Genomic DNA, 17990 nt, shown 5'->3' with positions numbered 1-17990 from the left:
CGGCACGAGCGCTGCCCGCCGTGCGCCCAGGGCGTGACTACTTCGCGTCGGACTCGCCGTCGGTCTTCTTCGACTCTGCTTCGTCGGCCTTTGCGGCGGGCGTCTCATCGGCCACGGCGTCCGCGTCCTTCTTGCCGAGGTCGACGGCCTTGTCGGCGGAGGCGTCGGCGGCGGGCTCGTCCGTCTCGGCGAGGGAGGAGGCGTCGTCCGGCACAACGGCGGCGTCGACCTTCAGGTCGTGCTCGATGCCGTGGACGATGCGGTTGTACTCGTCGTCGGTGAGGACGGCGCCGATCGCGTTCTTGGCGAAGAGCAGCTCCACCCCCGGGCCGGCGTCAAGGAGGACCGTGTCCTCGTTGACCTCCTTGACCGTCGCGTACATGCCCCCGATGGTGCGGACGCCGGAGCCGGGCTGCATCTGGTTCCGCATGGAAACGGCCTGCTGCTGCTTCTTCTTGGCCGAGCGCGTCATCAGAAACATGGCCGCGATGAGCACGATGAACGGGAGAAGGGTCAAGGTATTCACGGGACGGAATTTCCTTCGCACGACCGCTCGATCGGCGGCCTGGTGGATGAGAGTGGTCGGCACCGCCCGCAAAGGCGGCATCGGCGGAGTCTAAGCGAGTCCGCACGCATGGAACAACGCCCAGCATGGCACCGGGGTTCCTGCCCGTGCGAGTACCGCGCCGTCACGCCCCGAACAGGTCCTGTTGTCCGTTCCCCCCGGTCGTCCCCCCGGTCCTCGCCCCGGTCGGTCCCCCACTCGCGCCGTGCGGAGCGGTGAGCCCGAGGTGCGCCCAGGCGGCCGGCGTGGCCACGCGCCCGCGCGGGGTGCGGGCGAGCAGGCCCTCCCGGACCAGGAAAGGCTCGGCGACCTCTTCCACGGTCTCACGTTCCTCCCCCACCGCGACCGCCAGCGTGGACAGCCCCACGGGACCGCCGCCGAACAGCTTGAGCAAAGCCTCCAGGACGGCACGGTCGAGGCGGTCCAGGCCCCGCGCGTCCACCTCGTACACGCTGAGCGCAGCCGCCGCGATCTCACGCGTGATCACTCCGTCGGCCTTGACCTGCGCATAGTCCCGCACGCGGCGCAGCAGCCGGTTGGCGATGCGGGGCGTGCCGCGGGAGCGCCCGGCGATCTCCGCCGCACCGTCGGGGTGGATCTCCACGTCGAGCAGGCTCGCCGAGCGGTGGACGACGCGCTCCAGCTCGGCGGGTTCGTAGAACTCCATGTGCGCGGTGAAGCCGAAGCGGTCGCGCAGCGGGGGCGGCAGCAGGCCCGCCCTGGTCGTGGCGCCGACCAGGGTGAACGGCGGCAGTTCGAGGGGGATGGCGGTGGCGCCGGGGCCCTTGCCGACGATCACGTCGACCCGGAAGTCCTCCATCGCCATGTAGAGCATCTCCTCGGCGGGCCGGGACATGCGGTGGATCTCGTCGAGGAAGAGGACCTCGCCCTCCTGGAGAGAGGACAGGATCGCGGCGAGGTCGCCCGCGTGCTGGATGGCGGGGCCGCTGGTGATGCGGATGGGGGCGCCCATCTCGGCCGCGATGATCATCGACAGGGTGGTCTTGCCGAGTCCGGGGGCGCCGGACAGAAGCACATGGTCGGCGGTGGCACCCCGGGCGCGTGCCGCGCGCAGCACGAGGTCGAGCTGCTCGCGGACCTTCTCCTGGCCGATGAACTCGTCCAGGTCCTTGGGGCGCAGAGCGGCCTCGACGGCCTGGTCCTCACGGTCCGCGACAGAGCCCACCAGCCGCTCGGGGGCGGGGGTGTCGGCGTTGTCGTCCCAGTTCATGGAGTGTGCCTCGGTGTCTCGTGGGGGCGCGGCCGGTTCAGCGGGCGCGGTTCAGGGTCTGCAGGGCCGCCCTGAGGAGCACGCCGACCTGGGGGGCGCCCTGAGCGGCTTCGGCCTGCGGGGCGACCGCGGCCACGGCTTCGTCCGCCTCCCGGCTCGCGTACCCGAGGCCGATCAGGGCGGCGTGCAGCTGGTCGCGCCAGCCGGCGGTGACGGGTGCGCCGACCACGGGTGCGCCGGTCGGCTCGCCGAGGCGGTCCTTCAGCTCCAGCAGCAGCTTCTGGGCACCCTTCTTGCCGATGCCGGGCACGGCCGTGAGGGCCTTCTCGTCGCCGGTCGCCACGGCGCGGCGCAGGGCGTCCGGGGAGTGGACGGCGAGCATCGACTGGGCCAGGCGCGGGCCGACCCCGCTCGCGGTCTGGAGCAGCTCGAAGACCTGGCGCTCGTCGTCGTCCGCGAAGCCGTACAGCGTCAGCGAGTCCTCCCGGACGACCAGGGAGGTGGCGAGCTTGGTGTCCCGGCCGACCCGGAGCCCGGAGAGGGTGTTCGGTGTGCACTGGACGGCGAGGCCGATGCCGCCCACCTCGACCACGGCGGAGTCCGGGGCGAGGGCGGCGACCGGGCCGCTGACGAAGGCGATCATGCGGTACGGCCTTTCGAGGCGTGCAGGGCGACGGCCTGCTGGAGTCGGTTCTGGGCGGGGGCGCGCCAGATGTGGCAGATGGCGAGCGCGAGGGCGTCCGCGGCGTCGGCGGGCTTGGGGGGCGCGTCGAGCCGGAGCAGCCGGGTGACCATGGCTCCCACCTGCGCCTTGTCGGCTCGTCCGGTGCCTGTGACGGCGGCCTTGACCTCGCTCGGGGTGTGCAGGGCGACGGGGATGCCGCGGCGGGCGGCGCAGAGCATGGCGACGGCGCTGGCCTGGGCGGTGCCCATGACCGTACGCACGTTGTGCTGGCTGAAGACCCGCTCGACGGCGACGACTTCCGGCCGGTGCGTGTCGAGCCACTGCTCGATGCCCTGTTCGACGGCGACGAGGCGGTGGCCCAGGTCGGCGTCCACGGGCGTGCGGACGACACCGACGGCGAGCATCGTCAGCGGCCGGCCGGGCACGCCCTCGACGACACCGACGCCGCACCGGGTCAGTCCCGGGTCCACCCCCAGTACGCGCACCCCCGTGCCTCCCTTCGCTCTCTCCCGGCCACCGCTGGGCGGTACCCCCGGTTCGTGCAGGCTATCGGGTGCCACTGACAACGGACGGCAAAGCGACGGGCCGACGGGTGGTGTCCCGTCGGCCCGCTCGGTTCTGGGCGGCTCTAGGCGCCGACCTTCTCCATGATCTCGTCGCTGACGTCGAAGTTGGCGAAGACGTTCTGCACGTCGTCGCTGTCCTCCAGCGCGTCGATCAGCTTGAAGATCTTCTTGGCGCCCTCTTCGTCGAGCTGGACCTGCATGGTCGGCACGAAGTCGGCCTCGGCGGAGTCGTAGTCGATCCCGGCCTCCTGGAGGGCGCTGCGGACCGCGACCAGGTCGGTGGCCTCGCTGATCACCTCGAAGGACTCACCGAGGTCGTTGACCTCCTCGGCGCCCGCGTCGAGCACGGCACCCAGGACGTCGTCCTCGGTCAGCTCGCCCTTGGGGACGATCACGACGCCCTTGCGGTTGAACAGGTACGAGACGGAGCCGGGGTCGGCCATGGAGCCGCCGTTGCGGGTCATGGCGACACGGACGTCCGAGGCGGCGCGGTTGCGGTTGTCGGTGAGGCACTCGATGAGCACCGCGACACCGTTCGGACCGTAGCCCTCGTACATGATCGTCTCGTAGTCGGCGCCACCGGCCTCCAGGCCGGCGCCGCGCTTGACCGCCGAGTCGATGTTCTTGTTCGGGACCGACTGCTTCTTCGCCTTCTGGATGGCGTCGTACAGCGTCGGGTTGCCGTCGGGGTCGGCACCGCCCGTCCGGGCCGCGACCTCGATGTTCTTGATCAGCTTCGCGAAGAGCTTGCCGCGCTTGGCGTCGATCACGGCCTTCTTGTGCTTCGTCGTGGCCCATTTAGAGTGGCCGGACATCTGCCTGTCTCCTTCGCGTAACCCGTCCTGTACGAACTCCCCCGGGCGTGAACGGCTGGGGGACCCCCAGAGATCCTACAAGGACTCCGGTGTCCGATCGGCGCGCACCATGTCCACGAACAGGGAGTGCACGCGGTGGTCGCCGGTCAGTTCCGGATGGAACGAGGTGGCGAGCGCGTTGCCCTGGCGGACCGCGACGATATGGCCGTCGTGCTCGGCGAGCACCTCGGCCCCGGCACCCACGGACTCGACCCAGGGGGCGCGGATGAAGACGCCCTCCACAGGATCGCCCGTGACGCCCCGCACGTCGACCGCTGCCTCGAACGACTCGTTCTGCCGGCCGAAGGCGTTGCGGCGCACGATCATGTCGATGCCGCCGATGGTCTCCTGACCCGAGCGCGGGTCGAGGATCTTGTCGGCGAGCATGATCATGCCGGCGCAGGTGCCGTAGACGGGCATACCGTCGCGCACGCGCGCACGGAGGGGCTCCATCACTCCGAAGAGGACGGCCAGCTTGGAGATGGTGGTGGACTCTCCACCGGGGATGACGAGGCCGTCGACCCCGGCGAGCTCTTCGGGGCGCCGCACCGGCCTGGCCACGGCGTCGGCCGCGGCCAGGGCGATGAGGTGCTCCCGTACGTCGCCCTGGAGGGCCAGGACGCCTATGACGGGGGTGTTCATGTGTACCGGTGCCTTACCAGCCGCGGTTCGCGTAGCGCTCGGTCTCGGGGAGGGTGTCGCAGTTGATGCCGACCATGGCCTCGCCGAGGTTGCGGGACGCATCGGCGATGATCTTCGGGTCGTCGTAGAAGGTGGTGGCCTTCACGATGGCGGCGGCGCGCTTGGCCGGGTCGCCGGACTTGAAGATGCCGGATCCGACGAACACGCCCTCGGCGCCGAGCTGGCGCATCAGCGCGGCGTCGGCGGGGGTGGCGACACCGCCGGCGGAGAACAGCACGACCGGGAGCTTGCCCAGCTCGGCGACCTCCTTGACCAGCTCGTACGGGGCGCGCAGCTCCTTGGCGGCGGCGTACAGCTCGTGGTTGTCGAAGCCGCGCAGGCGGGCGATCTCGTTCTTGATCTGGCGCAGGTGGCGGACCGCCTCGACGACGTTGCCGGTGCCGGCCTCGCCCTTGGAGCGGATCATCGCGGCGCCCTCGGCGATACGGCGCAGGGCCTCACCCAGGTTGGTGGCGCCGCAGACGAACGGCGTGGTGAAGGCCCACTTGTCGGAGTGGTTGACCTCGTCGGCCGGGGTGAGGACCTCGGACTCGTCGATGTAGTCGACGCCGAGGGACTGGAGCACCTGCGCCTCGACGAAGTGGCCGATCCGGGACTTGGCCATGACCGGGATGGACACGGCGTCGATGATGCCCTCGATCATGTCCGGGTCGGACATGCGGGCGACGCCACCGTCCTTGCGGATGTCGGCCGGGACCCGCTCGAGGGCCATGACTGCGACAGCCCCCGCGTCCTCGGCGATCTTCGCCTGCTCCGGCGTGACGACGTCCATGATCACCCCGCCCTTGAGCTGCTCGGCCATGCCTCGCTTGACGCGGGCGGTGCCGGTCTCGGGGGTCTGGGGGGTGGAGAGCGTGCTGGACACGGGTTCGACCTCACTCGGAAAAGGGTGATTTCTGCTGGACCGAGTGAACGTGGGGTGAACAGGCCACGGCAAGGGCCAATGGGGAGGCGGTGGATCGTTTTGGGGTGGGAAGGGCCCGTACCGCCCCCGTCCGTCACACCGCCGACCGGTCCGTCAGCGCCGCCGGGGGCTCGTCGTCCATCTCGAAGGCCATCGGGAACGGGGCGTGGCCGGCGAGCCGGAGCCAGCGCACCTTGCGGTGGCGGCGCAGCGCCCGGGCCGCACGCACGGCGTCGTTGTGGAACCTCCGGGCCATCGGCACCCGGCGCACGGCCTCGGTCAGCTCCCGGGCCGCCGTCTCGCCACCGGGTGCCTCGCGCACCGCCTCCAGCTGCTGCATCTCGCCGAAGACGGCCCGCAGCGCCTGGCTCAGCTCGCTCTCGGCGACCTCCCGCTGTTCCTCCTCCGCCTGCCGGGCAGCGTGCGCGGCCTCGTACAGAACGATCGACGCGGCCGGATCGAGCACGCCCGAGGTCGCCAGCTCCTGAGCGACGGAGGCCCGGCGCAGCAGCTGCGCGTCGAGTGCGGCGCGCGCGGCGTCGATACGGGAGTGCAGCCGGTCGAGACGGCCCGCGGTCCAGCTCAGATAGAGGCCGATCGCGACGAGGGCGACGAGGATCCAGACGAGGGTTGCGGTCACGGGCGGCAAGGCTACCGGGCCGTCGGCGTCAGTCCCGGGCCAGGCCGAGGCGCGCTCGCAGGCCCGTCCGTTCGTCCGTGGCCACCGCCGCCGCGCCGTCCGTCACCGTCTCGTAGACCGAGAGGATGTCCGCACCGACCGTCGACCAGTCGAAGCGCCGTACGTGGGCGCTGCCGCGGGCCCGCAGTTCCGCGCGGCGCCCGGGGTCCGCCAGCAGGCGCAGAGCCGCGTCGGCGAGCGCGTCGGCGTCCTCGTTGGCGAACAGTTCTCCGGCCGCCCCCTGGTCGAGGACCTGGGCGAAGGCGTCCAGGTCGGAGGCGAGCACGGGCGCGCCCGCCGACATGGCCTCGACCAGGACGATCCCGAAGCTCTCGCCCCCGGTGTTGGGCGCCACGTACAGATCGACGCTCCGCAGGAAACGCGCCTTGTCCTCGTCGCTGATCATGCCGAGGAACTCCACGCGCGGGCGCAGCTCGGCGGGGAGCGTCTCCACCGCCTCCTCCTCGTCGCCCCGTCCGGCGACCAGCAGCCGGGTCTCCGGGCGGGTGGCCAGGATCTTCGGCAGGGCCTTCATGAGGACCGGCAGGCCCTTGCGGGGCTCGTCGATGCGCCCTATGAAGCCGATCGTCTCCCCCTGCCATTCGGCCTTGGGCTCGGCCTTCGCGAAGAAGTCGACGTCCACGCCGTTCGGGATCACCACGGCGTCGCCGCCGAGGTGTTCCACGAGTGTGCGCCGCGCGTACTCGCTCACCGCGATCCGCGCACTGATCTTCTCCAGGGCGGCCTGCAGGATCGAGTAGGCGGCGATCATCGCCCGGGAGCGCGGATTGGAGGTGTGGAAGGTCGCCACGATCGGCCCCTGCGCCGCCCAGCAGGCCAGCAGGCCCAGCGACGGCGAGGCCGGCTCGTGGATGTGGATCACGTCGAACCCGCCGTCGTGCAGCCAGCGCCGCACCCGGGCCGCGCTGAGGAAGCCGAAGTTCAGGCGGGCCACCGAGCCGTTGTACGGCACCGGCACCGCGCGGCCGGCGGAGACGACGTACGGCGGCAGCGGAGTGTCGTCGTCGGCGGGGGCGAGGACGGAGACCTCGTGCCCCAGGCGGAGGAAGTACTCGGCCAGATCGCGGATGTGGAACTGGACGCCGCCCGGCACGTCCCAGGAGTACGGGCAGACGATGCCGATCCTCACGGCGCCCCCTTCTGAGGGTCCTTGCCGGAATCCAGGTCGGCGAGCCACAGACGCTGCAGCATGTGCCAGTCCTCCGGATGCTCGGCGATCCCCGTGGCGAAGGCGTCGGCCAGCGCCTGTGTCATGACAGACGTCTTCTCGGCCCGGGTGCCTGACTCGGGTACCTCGATCGGGGGATGTACGCGTCCCCGCATGACGGGCGAGTCGTCGTACCAGAGGGTCACCGGCATCAGCAGCGCACCGGTCTGCTGGGCGAGCAGCGCGGGTCCCGCGGGCATCCGCGCCGTCTCCCCGAAGAAGGTGACCTCGACGCCGGAGGCCGACAGGTCACGGTCGGCGACCAGGCAGACCAGCCCGCCGTCGCGCAGCCGCCTGGCCAGGGTGCCGAACGCGGAGCCGCCGCTGTGCGGCAGCACCTCCATCCCGAGGCCCTCACGGTAGGCGACGAAGCGGTCGTAGAGCGTCTCGGGCTTGAGCCGCTCGGCCACCGTCGTGAACGGCGTCCGCAGCTTGGTGGTGACCCAGGCGCCGGCCAGGTCCCAGTTGGCCAGATGGGGAAGCGCGAGGACGACGCCCTTGCCCGCGTCCAGTCCGTCGGTGAGGAAGTGCAGATCCTTGGGGTCGAAGCCGTCCTTGATGCGCTCCTCGCTCCAGGCCGGGAGCCGGAAGGACTCCATCCAGTAGCGCAGATAGGAGCGCATGCCCGCCCGGGAAAGCTGGGCCAGCCGCTCGGGGCTCGCGCCGGGCACCACGCGCGCGTAGTTGCTCTCGAGCCGTTGCACGCCCTTGCCGCGCTGTTTCCACGCCAGGTCGGCGATGGTCCGGCCCAGCCGCCTGGCGACGGGCTCGGGCAGGGTCCTGACCGTGCCCCAGCCCAGTCCGTAGAGCCCGTCGGTGAGCCGCTCCCGGATGCCGGTCACGTCGCCGCCCCGCTCTCTCGACCGTCCCTCACTTCGCCTTCTCGCTTCCCTGCGAGGTGTTCCCGCCCCGGTCGGCGGCCACCACCGCGTCCGCCTCGGCGGATTCCCGGCGGACCGTGACCACACGCTGGATCAGCGTGATCAGGCTGCCGACGGCGACGATCCACAGAGCGATCGGCAGCAGCACCTGGATGCCGGGCACACCGAACTTGTGCAGACCGGCGAAGCCGGCCGCGACCAGCGAGATCACCAGCCGCTCGGCCCGCTCGACGAGCCCGTTCACGGCGACGGGCAGACCGATCGACTCCCCGCGGGCCTTGGTGTAGGACACGACCTGGCCGCTGGCCAGGCAGAAGATCGAGACCGCGCACAGGACGTTGTCGTTGCCGCTGCCCGCGTACCACAGGGCGAAGCCGCCGAAGATCGCGCCGTCGGCGACCCGGTCCAGGGTGGAGTCCAGGAAGGCGCCCCAGCGGCTGGAGCGGCCGAGCTGGCGGGCCATGTTGCCGTCGACGAGGTCCGAGAACACGAACAGGGTGATGACGACCGTGCCCCAGAAGAACTCCCCCCTGGGGTAGAAGACCAGCGCGCCCGCGATCACCCCGGCGGTGCCGATGAGCGTGACCGTGTCGGGGCTGACGCCCCTGCGGATCAGAAACGCGGCGAACGGTGTGAGGACACGCGTGAAGAATGCACGCGCGTACTTGTTCAGCATGGCCTTCCCGACGGTCGGTGAGCCGTGTGGCCCTGCTGGCCACCGGCTGGCCCATCGTAGCCACGCGTGTGCACGCGCGACGGGCGGGCACCCGCGACCTCCGTGTCACGTGCCGGTGCCGCCGGGTGCACGTGGCGGTGGCGGCGGGCGGGGCGTGCGCGGGCGCGGGGATCACGCCCGGCGGATCACGGCTGGGAGGCGGGATCGCGTCCTTCGTATGGACGCACCGTGACGGGAGTGCAAAGCTCGAAGACACCGCGGGCGTCACCGGAGCCGCCTACCGCACGCGGGTCCGCACGTCCGCGCCCACAGTGACCTCACCGCGCACGGGAGGCAAGGCCATGGGCGACAAGGCGAACGCACACCCCGGAGCCGCCGGCAGGGCTACAGCGGCCGACCACCCCGCGTCCGTACGGAATGTGGTGCTGGTCGGCCACAGCGGATCGGGCAAGACGACTCTGGTGGAGGCTCTCGCGCTGACCGCGGGAGCGGTGAACCGGGCGGGCCGCGTGGAGGACGGCGGCACCGTCTCGGACTACGACGACATCGAGCACCGGCAGCAGCGTTCGGTGCAGCTCTCGCTGGTCCCCGTCGAATGGGACGGGATCAAGATCAATCTGCTGGACACCCCCGGATACGCCGACTTCGTCGGGGAGTTGCGGGCCGGTCTGCGCGCGGCGGACGCGGCCCTCTTCGTCGTCTCGGCCGCGGACGGGGTGGACGGCTCCACCCGCATGGTCTGGGACGAGTGCGCGGCCGTCGGTATGCCGCGCGCCCTCGTGATCACACACCTGGAGGCCGCCCGGGCCGACTTCGAGGAGATGACCCGGGTGTGCGCGCAGGAGTTCGGCGCGGACGACCCCGACGCCGTACTGCCCCTGTATCTGCCGCTGCACGGCCCGCAGGGCCCCGACGGGCACGCGCCCGTGACCGGGCTGGTCGGACTGCTGTCGCAGAAGCTGTTCGACTACTCCTCGGGCGAGCGCAAGGAGTCCGAACCGGGGTCCGAGCAGCTGCCGAGGATCGAGGAGGCCCGCAACCGGCTCATCGAGGGGATCATCTCGGAGAGCGAGGACGAGACCCTGATGGACCGCTATGTGGGCGGCGAGGACGTCGACGTCGCCACGCTGGTGCAGGACCTGGAGCGCGCGGTGGCGCGCGGGGTCTTCTTCCCCGTGCTGGCCGCCGCGCCCGCCGCCGAGGGCGCCCGCCAGGGAATCGGCACCGTCGAGCTGCTGGAGCTGATCACGGGCGGCTTCCCGACCCCGCTGGAGCGGGAGGCGGCCGCGGTCACCACTCCGGACGGCAAGCCCCGGGAGCTCGCGCTCTGCGACCCGTCGGGGCCCTTGGTGGCGGAGGTCGTCAAGACGTCCTCCGACCCGTATGTGGGCCGTATCTCGCTGGTCCGCGTCTTCTCGGGCACCCTGCGCCCCGACGAGACGGTCCATGTCTCCGGGCACGGTCTGTCCGACCGCGGCCACGAGGACCACGACGTCGACGAACGTGTCGGCGCCCTCTCCGTGCCGTTCGGCAAACAGCAGCGCCCGCTGGCGCAGTGCATCGCGGGCGACCTGGCATGCGTGGCCAAACTGAACCGCGCGGAGACCGGGGACACGCTCTCGGCCAAGGACGACCCGCTGCTCATGGCGCCCTGGGAGATGCCGGACCCGCTGCTGCCGCTCGCCATCCAGGCGCACAGCAAGGCGGACGAGGACAAGCTCAGCCAGGGGCTCTCCCGGCTGGTCGCCGAGGATCCCACCATGCGGCTCGAACAGAACCAGGACACCCATCAGGTGGTGCTGTGGTGCCTGGGCGAGGCGCATGCGGACGTCGCGCTGGAGCGGCTGCGCAGCCGCTACGGGGTCCAGGTCGACGTGGTGCCGCACATGGTCTCCCTCCGGGAGACCTTCGCGGGCAGGTCCGGCGGGCGCGGGCGGCACGTCAAGCAGTCCGGCGGACACGGTCAGTACGCGATCTGCGAGATCGAGGTCGAACCGCTGCCCGGCGGCTCCGGCATCGAGTTCGTCGACAAGGTGGTCGGCGGGGCCGTGCCCCGGCAGTTCATCCCGTCCGTCGAGAAGGGCGTCCGCGCCCAGGCCGCCAAGGGCGTGGCCACCGGCAACCCGCTGGTGGACGTCCGGATCACGCTCCTCGACGGCAAGGCGCACTCCGTGGACTCCTCGGACGCCGCCTTCCAGACGGCGGGCGCGCTCGCCCTGCGCGAGGCGGCGGCCGACGCGACCATCCACCTCCTGGAACCGGTCGCCGAGGTCTCGGTGCTGGTCGGCGACGACTACGTCGGCGCCGTGATGAGCGACCTGTCCACGCGCCGCGGCCGGGTCCTGGGCACCGAACAGACGAGCGCCGGCCGGACTCTGGTGCGGGCCGAGGTGCCGGAGATCGAGATCGGCCGGTACGCGGTCGACCTCCGCTCCCTCTCGCACGGCACGGCCCGGTTCAGCCGGTCCTACGCGCGGCACGAGCCCATGCCGCCGCAGCTCGCACAGAAGATCCGCGAGCAGGCGCAGCAGAACGCGTAGGCGGGCCCGGCGTCTTCGCTCCCCCCGGCGGGCGGCTTCCGGCCGTCCGCCGACGAATGTCGGCGGCGCCGGATACGCTGATGACCTGATCAAGTTGACACGCGATCACCATGATGACCTGTTCAACAGGTGTGCGGGGCAGGGAAGTCGGGAAGGCCGCAGGAGCGGGTTCGGCGGCAAGGGGGCGGGCAGTGACGGACGGATTCGATTTCAGTCCCGGGGCACAGGTGCCTCTCTCGGGCTCTGCGGGCCAGACGGCGGCGACCTACGCCCTGGCCTCGGCGGCCTACCGGGACGCGAAGGTCGAGACGATCCTCGACGCCGACAACGAATGGCATCAGTCGACCGTCAGCCCTCCCCGCCCCTGGGCGAAGCTCTTCCGGCCGAACCTCGGCGAGGCCTTCTCGCTCGCCGTGCGCGACCGCATGCTGGGTGCCGAACGCAAGCCGCTCATCCAGTCCTTCGGCACCGAGCCGCAGGTGGTCGTCGAGCACTGCATGGCCGCCCACCGCATCCGGCGGGAGCGCGACAACTGGCTATCGGCCGTGACCGTGCTGTGCGGGGTGCTGTTCCTGCCCGGGCTGCTGGTGTGGCTGCTGGTCTTCACGATCCGGGCCGGCATCGTCAAGCGGGACGCCAAGCGCGGATCCGCCCTCGGCACCGTGCTGCTGGCGGCGGTGGGCGTCCTCGCCGTGATCTTCGTGATCCGGATGCCGTTCACGGGCTTCTGGGGGTGGTACGGGCGCGCGGCGATCGTCCTGCCCGTGATCGGCTGGTACTGGGCGAAGCAGATCTGCGAGCGGACGGCGAAGGACCTGCGCGAGCGCTGGGAGAGCCTGCTGGCCGGCGGGGGGCTCGGCGCCAAGATCCCCGAGGCGGTGCCCGGCAGCCCCGGGGAGACCTCCGCCGAGCGGCTGCGCCAGGCTCTCGCCCGGCTGAGCGCCGAACAGCAGTCCAACTCCGTCTTCTACGCCGGTCCCAAGGGCATCCTCGGCATGGGCACGCGCTGGGGCAGCTGGCAGCTCGCCGAGGACCTGGTGCCGGCCGACCCGGACAAGGAGATCCACCCGTTCCGCAGCTGGGACGTGATCAAGGTCATCCACGACCAGCTGCGCATGCTGGAGCGCGGCCCGCTCAACACCGGCGGCTTCCCGACCCCTTCGATCAGGCACTGGATCGTCAGCCCGATCGGGGAGAAGGCCGTGGAGGTGTCCCGCCCCGAGAACACGGACGTGGACGCGTACCAGTTCAAGCAGCACGCGATACAGGAGATCTGCAACAAGCAGCAGTTCGGCGGAGGTGAGCGGCACTATCTCGGGGTCCAGTGGACCCTGTGGGACGGCCAGCTGATCCTCACCATGCTGATCACGGTGACCGTGCTGCACGAGACGCTGCGCATCGAGGTCACCGGGCACGCCCTGGGGCCGGTGAACGCGCTGTTCACGACCAAGCCGGCGGCGCCGACCAAGAAGGTGCAGAAGCAGGTCAGGTTCTGGGAGACCCGCGAGGTGAAGCTCCCGCTGGTCGACACGGACGAGGTGGTGCGGCTGGCGGTCCGCGCCCCGCTCAGCTGGTATCCGCCGCTGCTGAACTGGCTCGGCGGGTCGCTCACCCTGCCCGAGCCGTTCGGTCTGCGTCACGCCTGGGCGGACCAGCCCTGGCGGCATCGCTTCATGGCGGACGACGCGCTGCGGGCGGCGACGCCGGTGCTGCGGGTGGTGCACGCGGCGGCGATCCGGGTGCTGGAGGAGAACGGCGTGGACACGGAGAAGTTCGGGACGCGCTCGGCGTTCCTCAGCACGCAGGTGCAGGATCCGACGCCGCGGAAGGCGGACGTCTACGACGCGTAGGGTCTGCGGCGGCCGGGCCGGACGGGCCGGTTCCCCCGGCCCTCACGCAGTCGGCCAGGCCTCCGCGAGCATCGTGCGGGTGTCGGCCAGCAGCTGCGGCAGCACCTTCGTGTGACCGATCACCGGCATGAAGTTGGTGTCGCCGCCCCAGCGCGGCACGACGTGCTGGTGCAGGTGGGCGGCGATGCCCGCGCCGGCGACCGTGCCCTGGTTCATGCCGATGTTGAAGCCGTGGGCCCCGGAGGCCTGGCGCAGGGCGGTCATCGCCTGCTTGGTCAGCTCGGCCAGCTCCGCGGTCTCCGGCGCCGTCAGGTCGGTGTAGTCGGCGACGTGGCGGTAGGGCACGACCATCAGGTGGCCGCCGTTGTACGGGTACAGGTTGAGGACCGCGTACACCTGCTCGCCGCGCTTGACGATCAGCCCGTCCTCGTCGGACTTGGCCGGAAGGGTGCAGAACGGGCAGCCGTCGTCGGCCCCCGGACCGGTCGGCTTGTTCTCGCCCTGGATGTAGGCCATCCGGTGGGGCGTCCACAGGCGCTGGAACGCGTCCTGCGTCCCCACTCCGATCTGCTGCTCCGGCTCACTCGTCATGCAGTGCAGCATATGGCTTCGGTCGTGCTCGGCGTGACGGGAGGGCCCCGGGGAAACCGGTCCCCGGGGCCCTCCCGTCACCTGCGGATCAGACCTGTGCCCGCTCCTCGACGACCTTCACGATCTTCGCGATGGCCTCGTCGAACGGGATGGCGTTCTCCTGGGAGCCGTCCCGGTAGCGGAAGGACACCGAGCCGTTCGACATGTCCTCGTCGCCCACGATGACCATGAAGGGCACCTTCTGCTTCTGGGCGTTGCGGATCTTCTTCTGCATGCGGTCCGAGGAGGAGTCCACCTCGACGCGCAGGCCCTTCTTCCGGGCGGCCTCGGCGAACTTCTCCAGATACTCGACGTGCGCGTCACCGATCGGGATGCCGATGGCCTGGACCGGGGCCAGCCAGGCCGGGAAGGCGCCGGCGTAGTGCTCGAGGAGCACTGCGAAGAACCGCTCGATGGAGCCGAAGAGGGCGCGGTGGATCATGACCGGGCGCTGCTTGGAGCCGTCGGCGGCCGTGTACTCCAGGTCGAAGCGCTCCGGCAGGTTGAAGTCCAGCTGGACCGTCGACATCTGCCAGGTGCGGCCGATGGCGTCCTTCGCCTGGACGGAGATCTTCGGGCCGTAGAAGGCGGCGCCGCCCGGGTCCGGGACCAGCGGCAGGCCCTGCTTCTCGGCGACCTGGCGCAGGGTCTCGGTGGCCTCTTCCCAGGCCTCGTCGGAGCCGACGTACTTCTCCGGGTCCTTGGTGGACAGCTCCAGATAGAAGTCGGTCAGGCCGTAGTCGCGCAGCAGGTTCAGCACGAAGGTGAGCGTCTTGTCGAGCTCGTCGGCCATCTGCTCGCGCGTGCAGTAGATGTGCGCGTCGTCCTGGGTGAAGCCGCGGGCACGGGTCAGGCCGTGCACGACGCCGGACTTCTCGTACCGGTACACGGTGCCGAACTCGAAGAAGCGCAGCGGCAGTTCACGGTACGAGCGGCCGCGCGCGTCGAAGATCAGGTTGTGCATCGGGCAGTTCATGGGCTTGAGGTAGTAGTCCACGCCCTCGTCGAGCTGCATGGGCGGGTACATGCCGTCGGCGTACCAGTCCAGGTGGCCCGAGGTCTCGAAGAGCTTCCCCTTCGTCGCGTGCGGGGTGTAGACGAACTCGTAGCCCTCTTCCTCGTGGCGGCGCCGCGAGTAGTCCTCCATCACACGGCGGACGATGCCGCCCTTGGGGTGGAAGACGGCGAGGCCGGAGCCGATCTGCTCCGGGACGGAGAACAGGTCCAGCTCGCTGCCCAGCTTGCGGTGGTCGCGCTTCTCGGCCTCGGCGAGGAAGTCCAGGTGCGCCTTCAGCTCGTCCTTGGACGGCCAGGCGGTGCCGTAGATGCGCTGGAGCATCGGGTTCTTCTCGCTGCCGCGCCAGTAGGCGGCCGCGTTGCGCATGAGCTTGAACGCCGGGATGAGGCGGGTGGAGGGCAGGTGCGGACCGCGGCAGAGGTCCTTCCAGCACAGCTCGCCGGTCTTGGCGTCCAGGTTGTCGTAGATCGTCAGCTCGCCGGCGCCGACCTCGACGTCCGCGCCGTCCTCGCTGGACGCCGAGCCCTTGAGACCGATCAGCTCCAGCTTGTACGGCTCGTTCGCCAGCTCCTCGCGGGCGGCCTCGTCGGTGACGACACGGCGGGAGAAACGCTGGCCGCGCTTCTGGATCTCCTGCATCTTCTTCTCGATGGCCTTGAGATCCTCCGGCGTGAACGGCCTCGCGACGTCGAAGTCGTAGTAGAAGCCGTCCTTGACCGGCGGGCCGATGCCCAGCTTGGCCTCGGGGAAGATCTCCTGCACGGCCTGCGCCATGACGTGCGCGGTGGAGTGGCGCAGGATGTTGAGACCGTCCTCGGAGGAGATCTCGACGCCCTCGACGGTCTCGCCGTCCTTCACGGGGTACGCGAGGTCCTTCAGTTCGCCGCCCACCCGCGCGGCGATGATCGAGCGCTCGCCGGCGAAGAGGTCGGCGGCCGTAGTGCCCGTCGTCACCACGCGCTCTTCCCGCTCGGAATCGCGTTGGATGATCACACGGACGTCTGACACCGGTCTCTCCTGACTGCTGGTGGATGCGGCGCCATACTGGAGCGCGCGCATGACTGGGATCGTACCGACCCGCACCCGTCCTCCGCGAAACGGTTCTCGTCAGGTGCCCGGTCCCCGTCGCACCTCTCTCAGGCCCCGTCGCACGGCTCGTCGAAGAAGTCCGCGTCCTTCGCGTTCTCCTGCAGCGACTTCATCAGCCGGTCCCGCTCGGCCTCGTCGACCTGCACCGGTGCCACCTCGCAGGCGTCGACCAGGCGCCGGAAGCCGCCGCGGCTCTCCAGCCGCCCCTGCACCCGCACCGGCAGTCCGGCGAGATGGGCGTGGCCCGCCGTCCGGTACGCCTCCTCGTCCAGGGTCATCCGTACGTGCGGCACCTCGGCCCCGGCGATGACCCGTAGCCGCACCGCGCCCTCGCCACGCGGTCCGGACCGGCGCAGGCGGACCACGGCGCCGGTGATCCGCACCGGGACGGACGGCTCCTCGCGCAGATAGCGGGCCCCGGCCTCGCGCAGCACGGGCAGGTCGCCCGGTGAGAACTCGACCGGCTCGGCGGGCGGGGCACCGCCCTCGGGCACACCGGCGGCGGGTGCCCACTCGACGGCGATGCGGGCGCCCTCACAGCCGCGCACGAGGGCGACCAGGGCCTCGGTCAGCTCATGGCTCACTCCCGCCTCGACGGCGGCGTCGAAGGCCTCCATGCCCCCGGTGGCGCGCTGGTAGTCGACGGCCTCGCGGGCCGCGTACAGCGCCTGGTGCAGACGTACGGCGAGCGGCCGGCCGGTGGCTACGGGCACGAATGCGGTGAGCCGGCGGCCGCCGGGGGCGGCGCCGACCAGCACGTTGTCCAGGCACTCGGTGGCGGCCCTGCGGTGCCGGGCGCCGTAGTAGCCCGCCCGCGCGCGGGTGGCGAGCGCTCCGGCCAGCAGCATCCGGCGGGCGGCGGAGCGCAGCTCGTCCTCCACGGTCCAGGGCGCGGCGCCCAGGGGCCCGGTGGGCACGTCCCGCCACCAGTGGATCTCGTCGCTGGGCATGGACAGCCCGACCAGGACGTCACGGGCGGAGGGCGAGCCGCTGCGGGAGAGGGCGAGGAGGGCCTCGCCGAGCAGGTCGTCGCTGTCGGGGAAGGCCCGGCTCTCCGGTACCAGCAGGCTCGTACCGCTGCCGCCCGGACCCGGCGGGGTCCACCGGCCGTAGCGTCCGGGGGCTCCGCCGCGGCGCTGCCAGCCGTGCCGGTGCAGGAGGGCGCTGAGTACGGCGGGGTCGACCTGGTCGGGTGCGGGCGGCTGGTTCCACAGCGGCTCCGCCGGGTGCGGCCGGACGGCACGGGTGGGCTCGTCGAGGGGACGGTGGGTCACGGTCTGCCTCCCGTTCCGACCCGGGTCATGATCTCGCACAGGGCGCGGTCGTCGAAGATGCGCGAGGTGGGGATGCGCACGGTGGTGCGGTGCCGGCCTGTGATCGCGTGTCCGGCGAGGTTGATCCAGTAGCAGCAGTGCCGCAGGTCGAGGCGGTCGTGGCCGGCCCGCAGCCACTGCTCCTGGGACCGGGGCACGATCATCACGACGAGGATCTTGTGCACGGAGACGGGGGTTCGGGCGAGCTTCGCCAGGTGCTCGTTGTCGAGCGTGAAGGAGAAGAAGCGGCCCGGGGGGTTCGGCGGGATCTGATAGGTGCACTTGAGCTGCACCTTGATGGTGACCTCGTCGTCGACGGTGTGGCCGGGGGCGCTGTGGCTGACGTGCCAGTCGATGCCGTTGTCCGGGAAGGGCTGGGACAGCGAGCAGCCGGCCGCGGCGGCGACCGCGTGCAGATATCCCACCTGCAGAGTCTCCATGCAGGCGGTGGTGGCGAGTGTGCCGCGAAGGGGGCCCGTGCGTTCGGGCAGCAGCCCGCCCCGCTCGGGCTGCGCTATCGCCATGACCAACAGCCCTCCCCGTCGGACCGGTCCGCGTGACGAGCCCCTGAACTGCAAA

General features: G+C 71.2%; 16 protein-coding genes and 1 pseudogene. 2 read left to right on the top strand and 15 right to left on the bottom strand.

The window, feature by feature from the left end; translation table 11 throughout:
* Positions 1-37 precede the first annotated feature (37 nt).
* From yajC to pgsA, 11 genes and pseudogenes are all read right to left on the bottom strand, one after another.
* Positions 38-526 (bottom strand): preprotein translocase subunit YajC, encoded by a 489-nt coding sequence (yajC, locus tag LZ604_RS22635; protein WP_234517257.1) that lies wholly within the window; start codon positions 524-526, stop codon positions 38-40.
* Between the two features lie 163 nt (positions 527-689).
* Positions 690-1796, bottom strand: a complete 1107-nt coding sequence (gene ruvB, locus LZ604_RS22630) for a Holliday junction branch migration DNA helicase RuvB (RefSeq protein WP_234517256.1) — start codon at positions 1794-1796, stop codon at positions 690-692.
* A 37-nt stretch (positions 1797-1833) separates the two neighbouring features.
* Positions 1834-2439: a Holliday junction branch migration protein RuvA gene (ruvA, locus tag LZ604_RS22625; RefSeq protein ID WP_234517255.1), complete on the bottom strand. Its 606-nt coding sequence runs from the start codon at positions 2437-2439 to the stop codon at positions 1834-1836.
* The gene (gene ruvC, locus LZ604_RS22620; RefSeq protein WP_234517254.1) at positions 2436-2966 is read right to left on the bottom strand and encodes a crossover junction endodeoxyribonuclease RuvC; all 531 of its coding nucleotides are present in this window, start codon (positions 2964-2966) and stop codon (positions 2436-2438) included. Before ruvC ends, ruvA begins: the two co-directional genes overlap by 4 nt.
* A 143-nt stretch (positions 2967-3109) precedes the next feature.
* On the bottom strand, positions 3110-3862 hold the full coding sequence (locus tag LZ604_RS22615) for a YebC/PmpR family DNA-binding transcriptional regulator (protein WP_234517253.1): 753 nt from the start codon (positions 3860-3862) through the stop codon (positions 3110-3112).
* Between the two features lie 75 nt (positions 3863-3937).
* The gene (pdxT, locus tag LZ604_RS22610) at positions 3938-4543 is read right to left on the bottom strand and encodes a pyridoxal 5'-phosphate synthase glutaminase subunit PdxT (RefSeq protein WP_234517252.1); all 606 of its coding nucleotides are present in this window, start codon (positions 4541-4543) and stop codon (positions 3938-3940) included.
* A gap of 13 nt (positions 4544-4556) precedes the next feature.
* Positions 4557-5468 carry a pyridoxal 5'-phosphate synthase lyase subunit PdxS gene (pdxS, locus tag LZ604_RS22605; protein ID WP_234517251.1) on the bottom strand — a complete coding sequence of 304 codons (912 nt, stop codon included), beginning with the start codon at positions 5466-5468 and terminating at the stop codon, positions 4557-4559.
* A 133-nt stretch (positions 5469-5601) separates the two neighbouring features.
* Positions 5602-6147 carry a LemA family protein gene (locus LZ604_RS22600; RefSeq protein ID WP_234517250.1) on the bottom strand — a complete coding sequence of 182 codons (546 nt, stop codon included), beginning with the start codon at positions 6145-6147 and terminating at the stop codon, positions 5602-5604.
* A gap of 28 nt (positions 6148-6175) precedes the next feature.
* Positions 6176-7336 carry a glycosyltransferase family 4 protein gene (locus LZ604_RS22595; RefSeq protein ID WP_234517249.1) on the bottom strand — a complete coding sequence of 387 codons (1161 nt, stop codon included), beginning with the start codon at positions 7334-7336 and terminating at the stop codon, positions 6176-6178.
* Positions 7333-8256, bottom strand: a complete 924-nt coding sequence (locus LZ604_RS22590) for a phosphatidylinositol mannoside acyltransferase (RefSeq protein ID WP_234517248.1) — start codon at positions 8254-8256, stop codon at positions 7333-7335. The genes LZ604_RS22595 and LZ604_RS22590 overlap by 4 nt, the downstream gene beginning before the upstream one ends.
* A 28-nt stretch (positions 8257-8284) precedes the next feature.
* A pseudogene (gene pgsA / locus LZ604_RS22585) lies at positions 8285-9026 on the bottom strand (phosphatidylinositol phosphate synthase).
* Positions 9027-9312: 286 nt separating this feature from the next.
* Between pgsA and LZ604_RS22580 the strand changes: the two are divergent.
* Positions 9313-11511, top strand: coding sequence for an elongation factor G-like protein EF-G2 (locus LZ604_RS22580; protein WP_234517247.1), 2199 nt, complete (start codon positions 9313-9315; stop codon positions 11509-11511).
* A gap of 191 nt (positions 11512-11702) precedes the next feature.
* Positions 11703-13361, top strand: a complete 1659-nt coding sequence (locus LZ604_RS22575; RefSeq protein WP_234517246.1) for an AbeC-like domain-containing protein — start codon at positions 11703-11705, stop codon at positions 13359-13361.
* A gap of 42 nt (positions 13362-13403) precedes the next feature.
* Here LZ604_RS22575 and LZ604_RS22570 read toward each other — a convergent pair whose 3' ends face one another.
* From LZ604_RS22570 to LZ604_RS22555, 4 genes are all read right to left on the bottom strand, one after another.
* On the bottom strand, positions 13404-13964 hold the full coding sequence (locus tag LZ604_RS22570) for an HIT family protein (RefSeq protein WP_234517245.1): 561 nt from the start codon (positions 13962-13964) through the stop codon (positions 13404-13406).
* Between the two features lie 76 nt (positions 13965-14040).
* On the bottom strand, positions 14041-16017 hold the full coding sequence (gene thrS / locus LZ604_RS22565) for a threonine--tRNA ligase (protein WP_234517244.1): 1977 nt from the start codon (positions 16015-16017) through the stop codon (positions 14041-14043).
* A gap of 128 nt (positions 16018-16145) precedes the next feature.
* The gene (locus LZ604_RS22560) at positions 16146-17372 is read right to left on the bottom strand and encodes a hypothetical protein (protein ID WP_234517243.1); all 1227 of its coding nucleotides are present in this window, start codon (positions 17370-17372) and stop codon (positions 16146-16148) included.
* A complete protein-coding gene (locus tag LZ604_RS22555) occupies positions 17369-17935 on the bottom strand; it encodes a DUF4365 domain-containing protein (protein WP_234517242.1) in 567 nt (188 codons plus the stop codon). The genes LZ604_RS22560 and LZ604_RS22555 overlap by 4 nt, the downstream gene beginning before the upstream one ends.
* Positions 17936-17990: the final 55 nt, after the last annotated feature.

Origin of the sequence: Streptomyces glomeratus (genome assembly GCF_021462825.1) — a bacterium.
In the GTDB taxonomy this organism is placed as follows: Bacteria; Actinomycetota; Actinomycetes; order Streptomycetales; family Streptomycetaceae; genus Streptomyces; species Streptomyces glomeratus.
The sequence above is the reverse complement of the archived record's forward strand: the minus strand, read 5'-3'. Positions and strand labels throughout refer to the sequence as shown.